The 16,622-nt window shown below is 40.4% G+C and carries 17 protein-coding genes and 1 tRNA gene; 16 read left to right on the top strand and 2 right to left on the bottom strand.

Annotated elements, in window-relative coordinates:
• Positions 1–64: 64 nt before the first annotated feature.
• The gene (locus QP439_RS05740) at positions 65–343 is read right to left on the bottom strand and encodes an acylphosphatase (protein ID WP_033681252.1); all 279 of its coding nucleotides are present in this window, start codon (positions 341–343) and stop codon (positions 65–67) included.
• A 33-nt stretch (positions 344–376) separates the two neighbouring features.
• Between QP439_RS05740 and QP439_RS05745 the strand changes: the two genes are divergently transcribed.
• The 11 genes from QP439_RS05745 (at position 377) to QP439_RS05795 (ending at position 9,186) form a co-directional block, all read left to right on the top strand.
• Positions 377–1,117, top strand: a complete 741-nt coding sequence (locus QP439_RS05745) for a TrmH family RNA methyltransferase (protein ID WP_084861996.1) — start codon at positions 377–379, stop codon at positions 1,115–1,117.
• 54 nt (positions 1,118–1,171) lie between these two features.
• Positions 1,172–1,855: a Bax inhibitor-1/YccA family protein gene (locus QP439_RS05750; RefSeq protein ID WP_084861995.1), complete on the top strand. Its 684-nt coding sequence runs from the start codon at positions 1,172–1,174 to the stop codon at positions 1,853–1,855.
• 109 nt (positions 1,856–1,964) lie between these two features.
• The gene (gene asnA, locus QP439_RS05755) at positions 1,965–2,957 is read left to right on the top strand and encodes an aspartate--ammonia ligase (protein ID WP_033681255.1); all 993 of its coding nucleotides are present in this window, start codon (positions 1,965–1,967) and stop codon (positions 2,955–2,957) included.
• A 64-nt stretch (positions 2,958–3,021) separates the two neighbouring features.
• Positions 3,022–3,561, top strand: a complete 540-nt coding sequence (gene rsmD, locus QP439_RS05760; RefSeq protein WP_247933550.1) for a 16S rRNA (guanine(966)-N(2))-methyltransferase RsmD — start codon at positions 3,022–3,024, stop codon at positions 3,559–3,561.
• Positions 3,551–4,039 (top strand): pantetheine-phosphate adenylyltransferase, encoded by a 489-nt coding sequence (gene coaD / locus QP439_RS05765; protein ID WP_261017847.1) that lies wholly within the window; start codon positions 3,551–3,553, stop codon positions 4,037–4,039. Before rsmD ends, coaD begins: the two co-directional genes overlap by 11 nt.
• A complete protein-coding gene (locus QP439_RS05770; protein WP_125430911.1) occupies positions 4,023–5,060 on the top strand; it encodes a SepM family pheromone-processing serine protease in 1,038 nt (345 codons plus the stop codon). The genes coaD and QP439_RS05770 overlap by 17 nt, the downstream gene beginning before the upstream one ends.
• Positions 5,061–5,117: 57 nt before the next feature.
• A complete protein-coding gene (locus QP439_RS05775; RefSeq protein ID WP_285388586.1) occupies positions 5,118–5,348 on the top strand; it encodes a DUF1146 family protein in 231 nt (76 codons plus the stop codon).
• 23 nt (positions 5,349–5,371) lie between these two features.
• Positions 5,372–6,655 carry a UDP-N-acetylglucosamine 1-carboxyvinyltransferase gene (gene murA, locus QP439_RS05780; RefSeq protein ID WP_285388588.1) on the top strand — a complete coding sequence of 428 codons (1,284 nt, stop codon included), beginning with the start codon at positions 5,372–5,374 and terminating at the stop codon, positions 6,653–6,655.
• Positions 6,648–6,836, top strand: coding sequence for a DNA-directed RNA polymerase subunit beta (locus QP439_RS05785; RefSeq protein WP_025171934.1), 189 nt, complete (start codon positions 6,648–6,650; stop codon positions 6,834–6,836). The genes murA and QP439_RS05785 overlap by 8 nt, the downstream gene beginning before the upstream one ends.
• Positions 6,837–6,874: 38 nt before the next feature.
• The gene (endA, locus tag QP439_RS05790) at positions 6,875–7,699 is read left to right on the top strand and encodes a DNA-entry nuclease EndA (RefSeq protein WP_285388591.1); all 825 of its coding nucleotides are present in this window, start codon (positions 6,875–6,877) and stop codon (positions 7,697–7,699) included.
• 155 nt (positions 7,700–7,854) lie between these two features.
• Entirely contained in the window at positions 7,855–9,186 is a 1,332-nt protein-coding gene (locus QP439_RS05795; protein WP_115904627.1) for a hemolysin family protein, read from the top strand.
• Between the two features lie 198 nt (positions 9,187–9,384).
• On the opposite strand, the gene QP439_RS05800 is transcribed toward QP439_RS05795, so the two are convergent.
• Positions 9,385–9,455, bottom strand: a tRNA-Cys gene (locus tag QP439_RS05800).
• Positions 9,456–9,616: 161 nt separating this feature from the next.
• Between QP439_RS05800 and QP439_RS05805 the strand changes: the two genes are divergently transcribed.
• The 5 genes from QP439_RS05805 to QP439_RS05825 all read left to right on the top strand — a co-directional run bounded on the left by QP439_RS05805 (position 9,617) and on the right by QP439_RS05825 (position 16,107).
• Positions 9,617–11,605, top strand: a complete 1,989-nt coding sequence (locus tag QP439_RS05805; RefSeq protein ID WP_004255889.1) for a peptide ABC transporter substrate-binding protein — start codon at positions 9,617–9,619, stop codon at positions 11,603–11,605.
• Between the two features lie 66 nt (positions 11,606–11,671).
• Complete coding sequence (locus tag QP439_RS05810) at positions 11,672–13,168, top strand: ABC transporter permease (protein ID WP_254754278.1); 1,497 nt, start codon at positions 11,672–11,674, stop codon at positions 13,166–13,168.
• Complete coding sequence (gene oppC / locus QP439_RS05815) at positions 13,168–14,094, top strand: oligopeptide ABC transporter permease OppC (protein ID WP_000103691.1); 927 nt, start codon at positions 13,168–13,170, stop codon at positions 14,092–14,094. The genes QP439_RS05810 and oppC overlap by 1 nt, the downstream gene beginning before the upstream one ends.
• A gap of 8 nt (positions 14,095–14,102) precedes the next feature.
• Positions 14,103–15,170, top strand: coding sequence for an ABC transporter ATP-binding protein (locus QP439_RS05820; RefSeq protein WP_000159550.1), 1,068 nt, complete (start codon positions 14,103–14,105; stop codon positions 15,168–15,170).
• A gap of 10 nt (positions 15,171–15,180) precedes the next feature.
• Complete coding sequence (locus tag QP439_RS05825) at positions 15,181–16,107, top strand: ATP-binding cassette domain-containing protein (RefSeq protein WP_001291285.1); 927 nt, start codon at positions 15,181–15,183, stop codon at positions 16,105–16,107.
• Positions 16,108–16,622: the final 515 nt, after the last annotated feature.

Here is a 16,622-nt window from a genome sequence, read left to right on the forward strand (position 1 = left end):
TCTTTAAAAATTATACCTTTCTATTCTACTGTTTTTTTACAAAATATACAATAGTTCTAGAGACCTAATTTGCGATTTTAAAGTCAGGGTAAGGAGGAAAGTTACTTAGTTTGACATCTAAGTAGCTGACTTTTGAAAAAGGTGTGGGTCCTTTTCGGATTTCTTGGATAAATTTTGCCATGATAGTAGATGAGTCTGCTTGGGCTAAAATTTCCACTGTGCCGTCGTCATTATTCCAGACTCGACCTGTGATGCCACCAATTTCAAGTGCCAAGCTGTAAACACCCCAACGAAAGCCGACTCCCTGCACCCTACCTTGGGCGATCATTCTAACCTTTTGCATACCAAACCCCTTTGATTGTGTTATAATGTTTCTATGACTATTATAACCTCAAAAGCCAATTCAGTGGTAAAAAATGCCAAGAAATTGCATCAAAAAAAATATCGAAAGTCTGCCTATTTGATTGAAGGTTGGCACTTATTCGAAGAAGCTGTTCAAGCTGGAGTGACGATTGAGAAGATCTTTGCTCTGGAAAGTTACCGAAATCAGTTAGCTGCTTTTCCTCAAACAGTCTGGGTTTCAGAGGAGATTTTGCGGGATTTGGCAGATACGCAAACACCTCAAGGCATTGTCGCAGTTATTCAAAAAGAAGAAGTGGGACCGCCTGATTTTAGTCAGGGTAAGTTTCTATTTTTAGAAGATGTCCAAGATCCTGGTAATGTAGGTACCATGATTCGGACTGCGGACGCGGCAGGTTTGACAGGGGTCATTGTTTCAGACAAGTCAGCGGATATTTACAGTCTCAAGACTCTGCGTTCCATGCAAGGAAGCCATTTTCATTTGCCCATCTATCGTATGCCTGTTGCTACCTTTATAGAAGAGGCAAAGAAGAGCAATTTGCCCATTCTGGCAACGACCTTATCGAGAGATTCCAAGGATTATCGTGAGCTTTCTCCCCTAGAAAATTTTGCTTTAGTCATGGGAAATGAAGGGCAAGGGATTAGTCCTATCATGGCTGAAAGTGCCAATCAGCTGGTTCATATTGGTATGAAAGGTAGGGCGGAGAGTCTCAATGTGGCAGTTGCCGCAGGCATTTTGATGTTTTATTTCAGCTAATTTAAAAAAACTTTGTTATAATCAAGATATAGTTATAGAAAAAGGAGAATCAGAATGAATCAAACAATTATTCAAGAACGTTCAGGTCTCAATCAATTTTACGCTAAGGTTTATGCCTTTGTAGGGATTGGAATTGGACTATCAGCTCTGGTGTCAGCTTTGATGTTGACAGTCTTTCAGGCTCAATTGACTTACTTTTTAATGCATGGCCGTCTCTGGTTGATGGTTGCAACTTTTGCAGAACTTGCTCTGGTATTTGTTGCAAGTAGCATGGCTGCAAAAAATAGCCCAGCAGCTCTGCCAGTATTTCTAGTATACTCCCTACTGAATGGCTTCACCCTTAGCTTTGTCGTAGCCTTCTATACACCGGGAACAGTTTTGTCAGCCTTTGTATCCAGCGCTCTTCTCTTCTTTGTCATGGCGGCAATCGGGATTTTCACCAAGAAGGATTTGAGTGGAATGGGACGAGCTTTGATGGCGGCGCTTGTTGGTCTCATCATTGCCATGGTTGTGAATCTATTTTTAGCCAATAGCTTCTTTGACTACATGATTAGTATTGCCATGGTCTTGGTTTTCTCTGGTTTGATTGCTTGGGATAATCAAAAGATTCGCTATGTTTATGAGCAGTCACGAGGACAAGTAGCGACAGGTTGGATCATCTCAATGGCACTCAGTATCTATCTTGATTTTATCAATCTTTTCCTCAGTATTCTACGTATCTTTGGTCGCAATGACTAAAGGTCCATGAAATCAGTGTTCGAAGGAGCACTGATTTTTTTAAATTTTCTCTTTTCTTTTCTTGGAAATAGGTGTATAATGCTTTTAATTAATTTTTGAGGAGTAGCCTATGAAGAAAAGTTTTATCCATCAACAAGAAGAAATTTCCTTTGTCAAAAACACTTTTACCCAGTATTTGAAAGATAAGCTAGAAGTTGTCGAAGTTCAAGGTCCTATCTTGAGCAAGGTCGGTGACGGGATGCAGGATAACCTGTCTGGTGTGGAAAATCCAGTATCTGTCAAGGTTTTGCAGATTCCTGATGAAACCTATGAAGTGGTGCATTCACTTGCCAAATGGAAACGCCATACTTTGGCTCGTTTTGGTTTCGGTGAGGGTGAAGGTCTCTTCGTCCACATGAAGGCCCTTCGTCCAGACGAAGATTCGTTGGATGCGACCCACTCTGTTTATGTTGACCAGTGGGACTGGGAAAAAGTCATTCCAAATGGTAAACGTAACATCGCTTATCTAAAAGAAACAGTTGAAAAGATTTACAAGGCTATTCGATTGACTGAGCTAGCAGTAGAAGCTCGCTATGACATCGAGTCTGTCTTGCCAAAACAAATCACTTTCATCCATACAGAAGAGTTGGTAGAACGCTACCCAGACTTGACACCGAAAGAACGTGAAAATGCTATCTGTAAAGAATTTGGTGCTGTCTTCTTGATTGGTATCGGTGGTGAATTACCAGACGGTAAACCGCACGATGGACGTGCACCAGACTATGATGACTGGACAAGCGAATCTGAAAATGGCTACAAGGGTCTAAATGGTGATATTCTTGTCTGGAATGAATCTCTAGGTGGAGCCTTTGAGTTGTCTTCTATGGGAATCCGTGTAGATGAAGAAACGCTTCGCCGTCAGGTTGCCATCACAGGTGATGAAGACCGCTTGGAATTGGAATGGCACAAGGCTTTGTTGAATGGCCTATTCCCATTGACAATCGGTGGAGGAATTGGACAATCTCGGATGGCCATGTTCCTACTTCGCAAGAAACATATTGGGGAAGTGCAAACAAGTGTTTGGCCTCAAGAAGTCCGCGATACTTACGAAAATATTTTGTAGAGAATCGAACCGCAAGGTTCGGTTTTCTTTCTCTTTTTGCCCATAATTTGGTATAATAAACGGTATGAAAATCGTATCAGGAATCTATGGGGGACGTCCCCTCAAGACACTAGAAGGCAAGACGACAAGACCTACTTCGGATAAGGTTAGGGGCGCCATTTTTAACATGATTGGTCCCTACTTTGAAGGGGGACGAGTCTTGGACCTTTATGCAGGTAGTGGTGGTTTATCTATCGAGGCAGTCTCACGTGGCATGTCCAGTGCTGTTTTGGTGGAGCGAGACCGTAAGGCTCAGGCTATCGTGGCTGAAAATATTCAGATGACCAAGGAAGTTGGAAAATTTCAACTACTCAAGATGGATGCAGAAAGGGCATTGGAACAGGTATCTGGGAAATTTAATCTCATTTTCTTAGACCCTCCTTATGCCAAGGAACAAATCGTAGCAGATATTGAAAAAATGGCTGAGAGAGACCTTTTTTCTGAAGATGTCATGGTCGTGTGTGAGACGGATAAGGCCGTTGAACTTCCAGAAGAAATTGCCTGCCTGGGTATCTGGAAGGAAAAGATTTATGGAATTAGTAAGGTAACAGTTTATGTCAGATAAGATTGGCTTATTCACAGGCTCGTTTGATCCGATGACAAATGGGCATCTGGATATCATTGAACGGACGAGCAGACTTTTTGATAAGCTCTATGTCGGAATTTTTTTCAATCCCCACAAACAGGGATTTCTCCCTCTTGAAAATCGTAAACGGGGGTTAGAAAAGGCTGTGAAACATTTGGAAAATGTTGAAGTTGTGTCTTCTCATGATGAATTGGTGGTTGATGTTGCAAAAAGACTGGGGGCTACTTGTCTAGTGCGAGGCTTGAGAAATGCGTCGGATTTGCAATATGAAGCCAGTTTTGATTACTACAACCATCAACTGTCTCCTGATATAGAGACCATTTATTTACATAGTCGACCTGAACATCTCTATCTCAGTTCATCAGGTGTTAGAGAACTTTTGAAGTTTGGTCAGGATATTGCCGGCTATGTTCCTGATAGTATTTTGGAGGAAATAAGAAATGAAAAAAAAGATTAGATGGCCCTTATACGTCATTGCGGCCTTGATTGTGACTTTCTTGGCGTTTGTAGTGCCCTTGCCCTATTATATAGAGGTTCCAGGCGGTTCAGAAGATATTCGCCAAGTCCTTAAAGTAAATGACACAGAAGATAAGGAAGCTGGTGCCTATCAATTCGTTACGGTTGGTGTCCAGCATGCCACTTTAGCTCATATGATTTATGCATGGTTGACGCCTTTTACAGATATTCGTAGTGCTCAGGAGACTACAGGTGGTTCTTCCGATGTTGAATTTATGCGGATCAATCAATTCTACATGCAAACATCGCAAAATATGGCCAAGTATCAAGGGTTAAAAACAGCTGGTAAGGATATTGAACTCAAATATCTTGGGGTTTATGTCTTGACTGTGACGGATAATTCGACCTTTAAAGGGATTCTCAACATTTCTGATACGGTCACAGCAGTCAATGATCAGACCTTTGATAGTTCCAAAGACTTGATTGATTACGTCAATTCTCAAAAATTAGGGGATTCTGTCAAGGTCACCTATGAAGAAGATGGGCAAACCAAGTCTGCAGAAGGAAAAATCATTACGCTAGAAAATGGCAAAAATGGAATTGGAATCGGCTTGATTGACCGTACAGAAGTAACCAGTGATGTCCCAATTCGCTTTTCTACAGCTGGTATTGGCGGTCCAAGTGCAGGCCTTATGTTTAGTCTAGCTATCTATACCCAAATAGCTGACCCAGGTCTTCGTAATGGCCGTATTGTTGCCGGTACAGGTACCATTGACCGCGATGGCAATGTGGGGGACATTGGAGGTATTGATAAGAAAGTTGTAGCTTCTGCTAGAGAAGGTGCTGCTATTTTCTTTGCTCCTGATAACCCTGTTAGCGAAGAAGAACAAAAGGCACATCCTGATGTTAAAAACAACTACCAAACAGCCCTAGAAGCTGCTAAAACAATCAAGACAGATATGAAAATCGTGCCAGTTAAAACCCTACAAGATGCAATTGATTACTTGAAAAACAATCCTTAGATTTTAAGTGAAGTTTCCAAACTAGCGCACAAACAGAGAAGATGGTATAATAGTCAAATGGTTCAATTATTATTCACTCTAAGCAGTCACATGCTCTTTATTTATGTGAGTTTTTACCTTTTAAAGAATCTTGTTAGATGGGAAAAAGTCTTAAAAGTAACAGCTGAGAACACAGGAAAAGTTCGTTTACTAGTAGCCTTTTTCAGCATTGTAATGGGCTACATCATGAGTTCTTTCTTCATCAGCCTATATCAGTTGTGGCAAGAAGTGCTTAGAGGATTATTATAAAATCAAGAGTAAAGGAAATAAGTATGGAAAAAATTGTGGTTCAAGGTGGCGATAATCGTCTGGTAGGAAGTGTTACGATCGAAGGAGCAAAGAATGCAGTCTTGCCCTTGTTGGCAGCGACTATTCTAGCAAGTGAAGGAAAGACCGTCTTGCAGAACGTTCCTATCTTGTCAGATGTTTTCACCATGAATCAGGTGGTTCGTGGTTTAAATGCCAAAGTCAATTTTGATGAGGAAGCTCACCTTGTCGAGGTGGATGCGACTGGCGATATCACTGAGGAAGCTCCTTACAAGTATGTCAGCAAGATGCGCGCATCTATTGTTGTCTTGGGACCGATTCTTGCTCGTGTAGGTCATGCCAAGGTATCCATGCCAGGCGGTTGTACAATTGGTAGCCGTCCTATTGACCTTCATTTGAAAGGCCTGGAAGCTATGGGGGCTAAGATTAGTCAGACTGCTGGTTATATCGAAGCCAAGGCTGACCGCTTGCAGGGTGCTCATATCTACATGGACTTCCCGAGTGTTGGCGCTACGCAGAACTTGATGATGGCAGCAACTCTAGCTGATGGGGTGACAGTGATTGAAAATGCTGCGCGTGAGCCTGAGATTGTTGACCTCGCCATTCTCCTCAATGAAATGGGAGCCAAGGTCAAAGGTGCTGGTACAGAGACTATTACCATTACGGGTGTTGAGAAACTTCATGGTACAACTCACAATGTAGTCCAAGACCGTATCGAAGCAGGAACCTTTATGGTAGCTGCTGCCATGACTGGTGGTGATGTCTTGATTAAAGACGCTGTCTGGGAGCACAATCGTCCCTTGATTGCCAAATTACTTGAAATGGGAGTGGAAGTGACAGAGGAGACTGAAGGAATTCGAGTTCGTTCTCAACTAGAAAAGCTAAAAGCTGTCCATGTAAAAACCTTGCCCCACCCAGGATTTCCAACAGATATGCAGGCTCAATTTACAGCCTTGATGACCATCGCAAACGGGGAATCAACCATGGTGGAGACAGTTTTTGAAAATCGTTTCCAACACCTAGAAGAAATGAGACGTATGGGATTGCATTCTGAGATTATCCGTGATACGGCTCGTATTGTTGGTGGACAACCTTTGCAGGGAGCAGAAGTTCTTTCAACTGACCTTCGTGCCAGTGCAGCCTTGATTTTGATAGGTTTGGTAGCACAGGGAGAAACCGTGGTCGGTAAATTGGTTCACTTGGATAGAGGTTATTACCGATTCCATGAGAAGTTGGCGCAGCTAGGTGCTAAGATTCAGCGGATTGAGGCAAGCGATGAAGATGAGTAAGAAATCAAGCTATGTAATCAAGCGTTTACTTTTAGTCATTTTGGTACTATTTTTAGGTGCTCTAGCCCTAGGAATCGGCTTAATGGTAGGTTATGGAATTTTGGGCAAGGGTCAAGATCCATGGGCTATCCTGTCTCCGGCAAAATGGCAGGAATTGATTCATAAATTTACAGGAAATTAGGCTGGAGAACCAGTCTTTTTCTAGAGATAAGGAGAAAAATGGATAAAAAAACAAGACAGACACTGATCGGACTGCTAGTGTTATTACTCTTATCTGCGGGAAGCTATTATATCAAGCAGATGCAGTCGACACCTAATAGTCCCAAAATCAAGGTTAGTCAGAAAAAACAAGTTTCTGAAGCTCCTAGTCAAGAATTGGCAGAAAGTGTCTTAACAGACACAGTCAAAAGCCAAATAAAAGGGAGTATTGAGTGGAATGGCTCAGGTGCTTTTATCATCAATGGTAATAAAACAAACCTAGATGCCAAGGTTTCAAGTAAGCCCTACGCTGATAATAAAACAAAGACAGTGGGCAAGGAAACCGTGCCAACTGTAGCAAATGCCCTCTTGTCTAAGGCTACTCGCCAGTACAAGAATCGTGAAGAAACTGGGAATGGTTCAACTTCTTGGACTCCTCCAGGTTGGCATCAGGTCAAGAATCTAAAGGGATCTTATACCCATGCCGTCGATAGAGGTCACTTGTTAGGCTATGCCTTAATCGGTGGCTTGGATGGTTTTGATGCCTCAACAAGTAATCCTAAAAACATTGCTGTTCAGACAGCCTGGGCAAATCAGGCACAAGCCGAGGATTCGACTGGTCAAAACTACTATGAAAGCTTGGTGCGTAAAGCCTTGGATCAAAACAAGCGTGTCCGTTACCGTGTAACTCTTTATTATGCTTCAAACGAAGATTTGGTTCCTTCAGCTTCACAGATTGAAGCCAAGTCTTCAGACGGAGAGTTGGAATTTAATGTTCTAGTTCCCAATGTTCAAAAAGGGCTTCAACTGGATTACCGAACTGGAGAAGTAACGGTAACTCAGTAAAAGATTACATAAACTCCTATGTCACTTGTAGATGTAGGAGTTCTTCTTTTACTAGTTTCAGCAGGGCTAGAATAGGTACTAAGAAAAAAATAATATGTACTGGACTAGATTTTGTGATATAATAGAGGATAAGATACTATTTTAGGAGAAGAACTATGGAAGACCCAAGTAGTCAGAATTTGTTGCTACAATTTGTTTTATTGTTTATCTTGACGGTGTTAAATGCCTTTTTCTCAGCCACAGAAATGGCCATGGTGTCACTAAATCGTGCGCGGGTTGAACAAAAGGCAGAAGAAGGAGATAGACGCTATATCCGTCTGCTGAAGGTACTAGAAAATCCTAACCACTTTTTATCAACCATTCAAGTAGGGATTACCCTGATTACAATCTTATCAGGGGCGAGTTTGGCAGAAACTCTGGGACGAGAAATTGCATCTTGGCTTGGAAATGGCGAAACAGCTTATGCCGTTGCAAGTTTTCTATCTTTAGCATTTTTGACTTATATTTCCATCGTTTTTGGGGAATTATACCCTAAGAGAATCGCTCTTAATCTAAAGGATGCCTTGGCGATTCGTACAGCGCCAGTTATCATTGGGCTGGGGAAACTAGTTAGTCCCTTTGTTTGGCTCTTATCTGCATCTACCAATCTCTTGAGTCGCTTGACTCCGATGACCTTTGACGATGCTGACGAAAAAATGACCCGTGATGAAATTGAGTACATGTTGACAAATAGTGAAGAAACACTAGATGCTGACGAAATTGAGATGTTACAAGGGATTTTTTCACTAGATGAACTGATGGCCAGAGAAGTCATGGTTCCTCGAACGGATGCCTTTATGGTCGATATTCAGGATGATAGTCAAACCATCATCCAAAGTATTTTAAAACAAAATTATTCTCGTATCCCTGTCTATGATGGAGACAAGGATAACGTGATTGGGATTATTCACACCAAGAGTCTCCTTAATGCGGGCTTTGTGGACGGTTTTGACAATATTGTTTGGAAGAGAATCTTACAAGATCCACTTTTTGTTCCTGAAACTATTTTTGTGGATGACTTATTAAAAGAACTGCGCAATACTCAAAGACAAATGGCAATCTTGCTAGATGAATACGGTGGGATGGCTGGTTTGGTGACCCTGGAAGACCTCTTAGAGGAAATCGTTGGGGAAATCGATGACGAAACAGATAAGGCTGAAATCGAAGTTCATAAAATTGGAGAAGATACTTATATTGTTCAAGGTACCATGAATCTCAATGATTTTAATGACTACTTTGATGTTGAACTGGAAAGTGATGACGTTGATACCATCGCTGGTTATTATTTGACAGGAGTTGGGACCATTCCAACGACTGAGAGACTCAGTTATGAATTAGTCAGCCAAAACAAACAACTTATCCTAACCAATGATAAGGTGAAAAATGGACGTGTTACCAAGGTAAAAGTCCAAATTACCGAAGTTGAAATAGAAGAAGAAACAGAGTAAACTAGAGGCTTTTGTCACCAGGCGTGACAAAGCTTTTTTCAGTTGATTTCAAAAGGAAATTGTGTCCTCGAAAAACTCAGCCCCAAACTCGCCCCAAAAGTTTTTTAAAGTTATCCTTTTTTATCATGAAATAAAAATAAAAAAGCCCTATTTTACGGGCTTTTTGTCTTGATAAATTCCGATAAATTCGGTATTGAAAGGCGGTAGACGGATTTGAACCGACGATCAAGCTTTTGCAGAGCCGTGCCTTACCACTTGGCTATACCGCCTTAACGTTTATTATTATACCTTGAAAATGATTTTCAGTCAATAGCTTTTTCAGATTTTTTGTATCAATAAGCCTAAATATTCTGAAAATTCGTTTACTTTTCTTGAAATCTATGGTATAATTGATGATAACCTATACTTTATTTATAAGAGGAGTAAATAAATGAAAAAAAGTCAAGTGCTTGCTGTAGCGGGGGCTACCTTATTAGCGTCAGGAGTTCTAGCTGCGTGTTCAAACACTAGTTCGAATAATGCTAAACTAGCAAAAGATTACCAATATGTTTATCAAACAGATCCAGAAACCTTGGATTATATCGTCAGCAATATCGATTCAACATCATTCGTCACAACAAATGCTGTAGATGGTTTGTTGGCTAATGATAAATATGGTAACTTGGTTCCTTCTATTGCTGAATCATGGACAGTTTCAAAAGATGGTTTGACTTATACCTATAAAATCCGTAAGGATGCTAAATGGGTTACAGCAGAGGGAGAAGAATACGCTCCTGTAACTGCTAAAGACTTCGTTACTGGTTTGAAACATGCCGTAGATGGAAAATCAAAAGGACTTTCAATCGTTAGCTCTTCTATTAAGGGATTAGAAGCCTATATCAAGGGTGAAACAAGCGATTTTTCAACCGTTGGAGTAAAAGCACTTGATGATCAAACACTAGAATATACCTTGAACCAGCCAGAAACTTTCTGGAATGATAAGACCACTAGTGGTGTTTTGATGCCGGTTAATGAAGAATTCTTAACTTCAAAAGGTGAAGGTTTTGGTGCCCCAACCGATGCTAACTCTATTCTTTATAACGGTCCATTTGTCTTAAAATCTGTAACTCCAAAATCATCTATCGAGATGGCTAAAAATGATGCTTACTGGGACAAAGAAAATGTAAAAATTGAGAACGTTAAGTTCACTTTCTGGGATGGTAAGGACCAAGATGTGATTGCTAAAGGTTTTGCTGATGGTCAATATAGCAAGGCTCGTATCTTCCCTACAAGTTCTACATATGAAAAATATGCAGCTGACTTTAAAGATAACATTTACTTTAATGAACCAGGAGCGGGTGTTGCAACTGTCAGCTTGAATTATGGCCGTACAACCTATAACCACACTGCCAAAACAAGTGATACCCAAAAGACATCTACTCAGAAAGCATTGCTAAACAAGGAATTCCGTCAAGCCTTGAACTTTGCTGTCGATCGCAATTCTTACTCAGCTCAAACAAATGGTACTGATGGAGCTGCAGTAGCCATCCGTAATACGTTTGCACCTTATAATCTTCAAGTTGGTAAGAAAACATTTGGTGAATTGGTACAAGATAGCTTGGCTAAGACAAATTCTTCTACTTGGTCAAACGTATCTCTAGCAGATTCTCAAAATGGCCTTTACAATGAAGAAAAAGCTAAAGAAGTCTTTGCTAAAGCAAAATCAAGTCTACAAGCTGAAGGTGTTGAATTCCCAATCCACTTGGATGCCTTGGTTATCCAAGAATCAACAGCGGTTGTAAACCGTGTTCAATCATTGAAACAATCAATTGAAAAAGTATTGGGTTCAGATAATGTTGTTGTAGACTTACAACAAATGACTCAAGCAGAAGCTTTACCAATTTCATTTAGCGCTCCAACAGCTAAAGAGCAAGACTGGGATATCCATACCTTGCTAGGATGGAACCCTGACTATCAAGATCCTTCTACTTTCTTGGATCAATTCGTCCTTAAGGGAGGAAGCACTCGTCTTTACCTTGGTATTGACCAAAACACAGATGCATCAGTAGTAAGCAAACTTGGTTTAGCTGACTATGGAAAATTACTTGATGACGCAAACAGCGAAAACCAAGATGTTCAAAAACGTTATGAAAAATACGCGGTGGCACAAGCTTGGTTGACTGATAATGCTTTGACAATTCCAGTAATGGCTTCTCCTAAAGAAACAGCCGTTTCATATGTTTCAAAAGTTCTACCATTTAGCTCTTCATATTCAGTAGCAGGCCTTAAAGGTGAAAATTCAGGATACTTGAAGTACACTGAAGTTGGTGAAAAAGCAATCACCAAAGAAGAGTATGAAAAAGCTCGTGAAAAATGGTTGAAAGAAAAGACTGAGTCAAACGAGAAAGCTCAAAAAGAATTGGCAAGTCATGTGAAGTAAATAATTTTCAATAGAACTTTCTCTCCATGAGGAGAAGGTTCTTTTGGGATTTTTAAAGGAAATGATATGAAAAAATATATTTTTATGCGTGTTTTGCGGTCATTGGTTTCTATCTTCTTAGTAACAACCTTGACTTACACGATTATCTATACAATGGTTCCTCGAAAATTGATTTTCAAACAGGATACCAACTATAACAAGATTGCGACAACTGCTGATAAACGTGATAACTATGAGAATACTGTTTATGAGCGTATGGGCTATATCGAGTACTACGATACCAAAGAGTTGCAAGAAAAAGCTAGCCAGATGGATGCTTCTGTAACAGTTGAAGCTAATGATACTAACAAGGCTATCTATGAAAAATACATCAAACAAATCGGTCATGGTTGGACCCTGGGAGAATTTACTGAAAGTGGCCAATTCTACGCTACTCGTGAAATCCCAATTTTTGAACGTGTTTTCAAATTCTATGCTAACTTGATTGACATTGATCATACTAATAAAATTCAAGACCCTGAAAATCCAGACTTGAAACGTTACCTTCGTTTTGAAAATGATCCAGCTATCGGATGGTCATTGGTCGGTTCAGGAACGAAACATAAATATCTCTTGTACTTCAACGGTCAGTTCCCATTTGTGCATCAAAACTTTGTGAACATCAATTTAGGTGACTCTTATCCAACCTATGCTAATAGCCCTGTTTTACAGGTTATTACTCAAGGACAAGGACAAACAAAAACATCTCAAGTTCAGTTCCCAACAGGTAAGAAAACTTCTTCTGTAAATATTTACTCAAGAACCTACAAATCGCCTAGTCAGGCTGACTCTCGTGAAGTAGCCAACTACGGAAAAGATGACCCTTATACAGCTACGGAAAGCAATTACCAATATCCTTCTATGATTGCTAGCTCTGCAGTCATTGGATTGATTGGTTTGGTGATTTCTTATGCGATTGCCGTGCCACTTGGTTCAGCTATGGCTCGCTTCAAGAATACTTGGATTGATAGCTTCTCAACAGGGTTTTTGACCTTCTTGATGGCCCTTCCAACCATTGCCTTGGTTTACATTGTTCGTTTGATTGGATCATCAATTGGTCTTCCAGATTCATTCCCTATTTTGGGTGCTGGAGATTGGCGTTCGTATGTTTTACCAGCAGTTATCCTTGGTTTGTTGGGGGCTCCTGGTACAGCCATTTGGATTCGTCGTTACATGATTGACTTGCAATCACAGGACTTTGTTCGTTTTGCTCGTGCCAAAGGTTTGTCTGAAAAAGAAATTTCAAACAAACACATCTTTAAAAATGCCATGGTTCCGCTGGTTTCAGGAATTCCTGGTGCCGTTATCGGGGTTATTGGTGGTGCAACCCTTACTGAAACAGTCTTCGCCTTCCCAGGTATGGGTAAAATGTTGATTGACTCTGTAAAAGCATCTAATAACTCTATGGTCGTTGGTCTTGTCTTCATCTTTACATGTATTTCTATCTTCTCACTTCTTTTGGGAGATATTTGGATGACTATTATTGACCCACGTATTAAATTGACTGAGAAAGGAGGCAAATAATGTCTACAATCGATAAAGAAAAATTTCAGTTTGTAAAACGTGACGATTTTGCCTCTGAAGCTATTGATGCGCCAGCTTATTCATACTGGGGTTCAGTGTTTAGACAATTTATGAAGAAGAAATCAACTGTAGTCATGTTGGGAATCTTGGTAGCTATCATTTTGATGAGTTTCATCTACCCAATGTTTTCTAAGTTTGATTTCAATGATGTCAGCAAGGTAAACGACTTTAGCGCTCGTTATATCAAGCCAAATGCTGAGCATTGGTTCGGTACAGACAGTAACGGTAAATCTCTCTTTGACGGTGTCTGGTTCGGAGCTCGTAACTCTATCCTCATTTCTGTGATTGCGACAGTGATTAACTTGGTTATCGGTGTTTTTGTCGGTGGTATTTGGGGAATTTCAAAATCAGTTGACCGTGTGATGATGGAAGTTTATAACGTCATCTCAAACATCCCATCTCTTTTGATTGTCATTGTCTTGACTTACTCAATCGGAGCTGGATTCTGGAATCTGATTTTTGCCATGAGTGTGACGACATGGATTGGGATTGCCTTCATGATCCGTGTGCAAATCTTGCGTTATCGTGACTTGGAATACAACTTGGCGTCACGTACTCTGGGAACACCAACCTTGAAGATTGTTGCCAAAAATATCATGCCTCAATTGGTATCTGTTATTGTGACAACCATGACTCAAATGCTTCCAAGCTTTATCTCATACGAAGCCTTCTTGTCATTCTTCGGTCTTGGATTACCAATTACCGTGCCAAGTTTGGGTCGTTTGATTTCGGATTATTCACAAAACGTAACAACCAATGCTTACTTGTTCTGGATTCCATTGACAACTCTTGTCTTGGTATCCTTATCCCTTTTCGTAGTTGGTCAAAACTTAGCGGATGCTAGTGATCCACGTACACATAGATAGGAGTAGAAATGACAAAAGAAAAAAATGTAATTTTGACTGCTCGCGATATTGTCGTGGAATTTGACGTTCGTGACAAAGTATTGACAGCCATTCGCGGCGTTTCCCTTGAACTAGTTGAAGGAGAAGTATTAGCCTTGGTAGGTGAGTCAGGATCAGGGAAATCTGTTTTGACAAAGACATTCACAGGTATGCTTGAAGAAAACGGTCGCATTGCCCAAGGTAGTATTGACTACCGTGGTCAAGATTTGACAGCTTTATCTTCTCACAAGGATTGGGAACAAATTCGTGGCGCTAAGATTGCGACTATCTTCCAAGATCCAATGACTAGTTTGGACCCAATTAAAACAATTGGTAGTCAGATTACAGAAGTTATTGTAAAACACCAAGGAAAAACAGCTAAAGAAGCGAAAGAATTGGCCATTGACTACATGAATAAGGTTGGGATTCCAGATGCAGATAGACGTTTTGATGAATACCCATTCCAATATTCTGGAGGAATGCGTCAACGTATCGTTATTGCGATTGCTCTTGCCTGCCGACCTGATGTCTTGATTTGTGATGAGCCAACGACTGCCTTGGATGTGACCATCCAAGCTCAGATTATTGATTTGTTGAAATCTTTACAAAACGAGTACCATTTCACAACAATCTTTATCACCCACGACCTTGGTGTGGTGGCAAGTATTGCAGATAAGGTAGCGGTTATGTATGCAGGAGAAATCGTTGAGTATGGAACTGTTGAGGAAGTCTTCTATGACCCTCGCCATCCATATACATGGAGTCTCTTGTCTAGCTTGCCTCAGCTTGCTGATGATAAAGGGGATCTTTACTCAATCCCAGGAACACCTCCGTCACTTTATACTGACCTGAAAGGGGATGCCTTTGCCTTGCGTTCTGACTATGCAATGCAGATTGACTTCGAACAAAAAGCTCCTCAATTCTCAGTATCAGAGACACATTGGGCTAAAACTTGGCTACTTCATGAGGATGCTCCAAAAGTAGAAAAACCAGCTGTGATTGCAAATCTCCATGATAAGATCCGTGAAAAAATGGGATTTGCCCATCTGGCTGACTAGGAGGAAGGAAATGTCTGAAAAATTAGTAGAAATCAAAGATTTAGAAATTTCCTTCGGTGAAGGAAGTAAGAAGTTTGTCGCAGTTAAAAATGCTAACTTCTTTATCAACAAGGGAGAAACGTTCTCGCTTGTAGGTGAGTCAGGTAGTGGGAAAACAACTATTGGTCGTGCGATAATCGGTCTAAATGATACAAGTAATGGTGATATCATTTTTGATGGTCAAAAGATTAATGGTAAGAAATCGCGTGAACAAGCTGCGGAATTGATTCGTCGTATCCAGATGATTTTCCAAGACCCTGCCGCAAGTTTGAATGAACGTGCGACTGTTGATTATATTATTTCTGAAGGTCTTTACAATCATCATCTGTTCAAGGATGAAGAAGAACGTAAAGAGAAAGTTCAAAATATTATCCGTGAAGTAGGTCTTCTTGCTGAGCACTTGACTCGTTACCCTCATGAATTCTCAGGTGGTCAACGTCAACGTATCGGTATTGCCCGTGCCTTGGTCATGCAACCAGACTTTGTTATTGCGGATGAGCCCATTTCAGCCTTGGACGTTTCTGTGCGTGCCCAAGTCTTGAACTTGCTCAAAAAATTCCAAAAAGAACTTGGCTTGACCTATCTCTTTATCGCCCATGACTTGTCTGTCGTTCGTTTTATTTCAGATCGTATCGCGGTTATTTACAAGGGTGTTATTGTAGAGGTTGCAGAAACAGAAGAATTGTTTAACAATCCAATTCATCCATATACTCAAGCCTTGCTTTCAGCGGTACCAATCCCAGACCCAATCTTGGAACGTAAGAAGGTCTTGAAAGTATATGATCCAGATCAACACGACTATGAGACTGATAAGCCATCTATGGTAGAAATCCGTCCAGGTCACTATGTTTGGGCTAACCAAGCCGAATTGGCGCGTTACCAACAAGGGTTAAACTAATAATGGTTTTATAATTTCCATGTCAACTTTTATGGAAATTATAAACCTTTTTTTGTTGGATTGATTTGGAAAAACTTTGAAAGAGTTTTCGAAAGAAATAGAATTCTTAGAAATCATTGAATTATAGTGAGATGAAATAAAATCTGAACAACTTTATTAGGAAAGTCAAATTCATTTCTAGAAAAGGTTTAGAAGTCGCGGCGAATTACTCTAGTTTCAATCTACTATAGTCTAATACTCTTCGAAAATCTCTTCAAACCACGTCAGCGTCTCCTTACCGTATATGTGTGATTGACTTCGTCAGTCTTATCTACAACCTCAAAATACTGTTTTGAGCAACCTGCGGCTAGCTTCCTAGTTTGCTTTTTGATTTTCATTGAGTCTAATATCTACAATGTAAAAAACTCTAGCTATCAGTTCATTGATAGTTAGAGTTTTTGGCTCTATAATATTTGTAGTGGGTAAATCCCCTATAGATATTATGGAGCCTATTTTTGTGTAGAAAAAAAGTCCCA

The organism is Streptococcus sp. UMB1203 (genome assembly GCF_030217725.1).
GTDB lineage: Bacteria > Bacillota > Bacilli > Lactobacillales > Streptococcaceae > Streptococcus.

Coding starts and splice junctions, on each gene's coding strand:
- QP439_RS05795 (WP_115904627.1), top strand. CDS start 7,855: ATGGAAGACCCAAGTAGTCAGAATTTGTTGCTACAATTTGTTTTATTG.
- rsmD (WP_247933550.1), top strand. CDS start 3,022: ATGAAAATCGTATCAGGAATCTATGGGGGACGTCCCCTCAAGACACTA.
- QP439_RS05820 (WP_000159550.1), top strand. CDS start 14,103: ATGACAAAAGAAAAAAATGTAATTTTGACTGCTCGCGATATTGTCGTG.
- QP439_RS05750 (WP_084861995.1), top strand. CDS start 1,172: ATGAATCAAACAATTATTCAAGAACGTTCAGGTCTCAATCAATTTTAC.
- QP439_RS05805 (WP_004255889.1), top strand. CDS start 9,617: ATGAAAAAAAGTCAAGTGCTTGCTGTAGCGGGGGCTACCTTATTAGCG.
- QP439_RS05745 (WP_084861996.1), top strand. CDS start 377: ATGACTATTATAACCTCAAAAGCCAATTCAGTGGTAAAAAATGCCAAG.
- coaD (WP_261017847.1), top strand. CDS start 3,551: ATGTCAGATAAGATTGGCTTATTCACAGGCTCGTTTGATCCGATGACA.
- QP439_RS05810 (WP_254754278.1), top strand. CDS start 11,672: ATGAAAAAATATATTTTTATGCGTGTTTTGCGGTCATTGGTTTCTATC.
- asnA (WP_033681255.1), top strand. CDS start 1,965: ATGAAGAAAAGTTTTATCCATCAACAAGAAGAAATTTCCTTTGTCAAA.
- oppC (WP_000103691.1), top strand. CDS start 13,168: ATGTCTACAATCGATAAAGAAAAATTTCAGTTTGTAAAACGTGACGAT.
- murA (WP_285388588.1), top strand. CDS start 5,372: ATGGAAAAAATTGTGGTTCAAGGTGGCGATAATCGTCTGGTAGGAAGT.
- QP439_RS05775 (WP_285388586.1), top strand. CDS start 5,118: ATGGTTCAATTATTATTCACTCTAAGCAGTCACATGCTCTTTATTTAT.
- QP439_RS05785 (WP_025171934.1), top strand. CDS start 6,648: ATGAGTAAGAAATCAAGCTATGTAATCAAGCGTTTACTTTTAGTCATT.
- QP439_RS05770 (WP_125430911.1), top strand. CDS start 4,023: ATGAAAAAAAAGATTAGATGGCCCTTATACGTCATTGCGGCCTTGATT.
- endA (WP_285388591.1), top strand. CDS start 6,875: ATGGATAAAAAAACAAGACAGACACTGATCGGACTGCTAGTGTTATTA.
- QP439_RS05740 (WP_033681252.1), bottom strand. CDS start 343: ATGCAAAAGGTTAGAATGATCGCCCAAGGTAGGGTGCAGGGAGTCGGC.
- QP439_RS05825 (WP_001291285.1), top strand. CDS start 15,181: ATGTCTGAAAAATTAGTAGAAATCAAAGATTTAGAAATTTCCTTCGGT.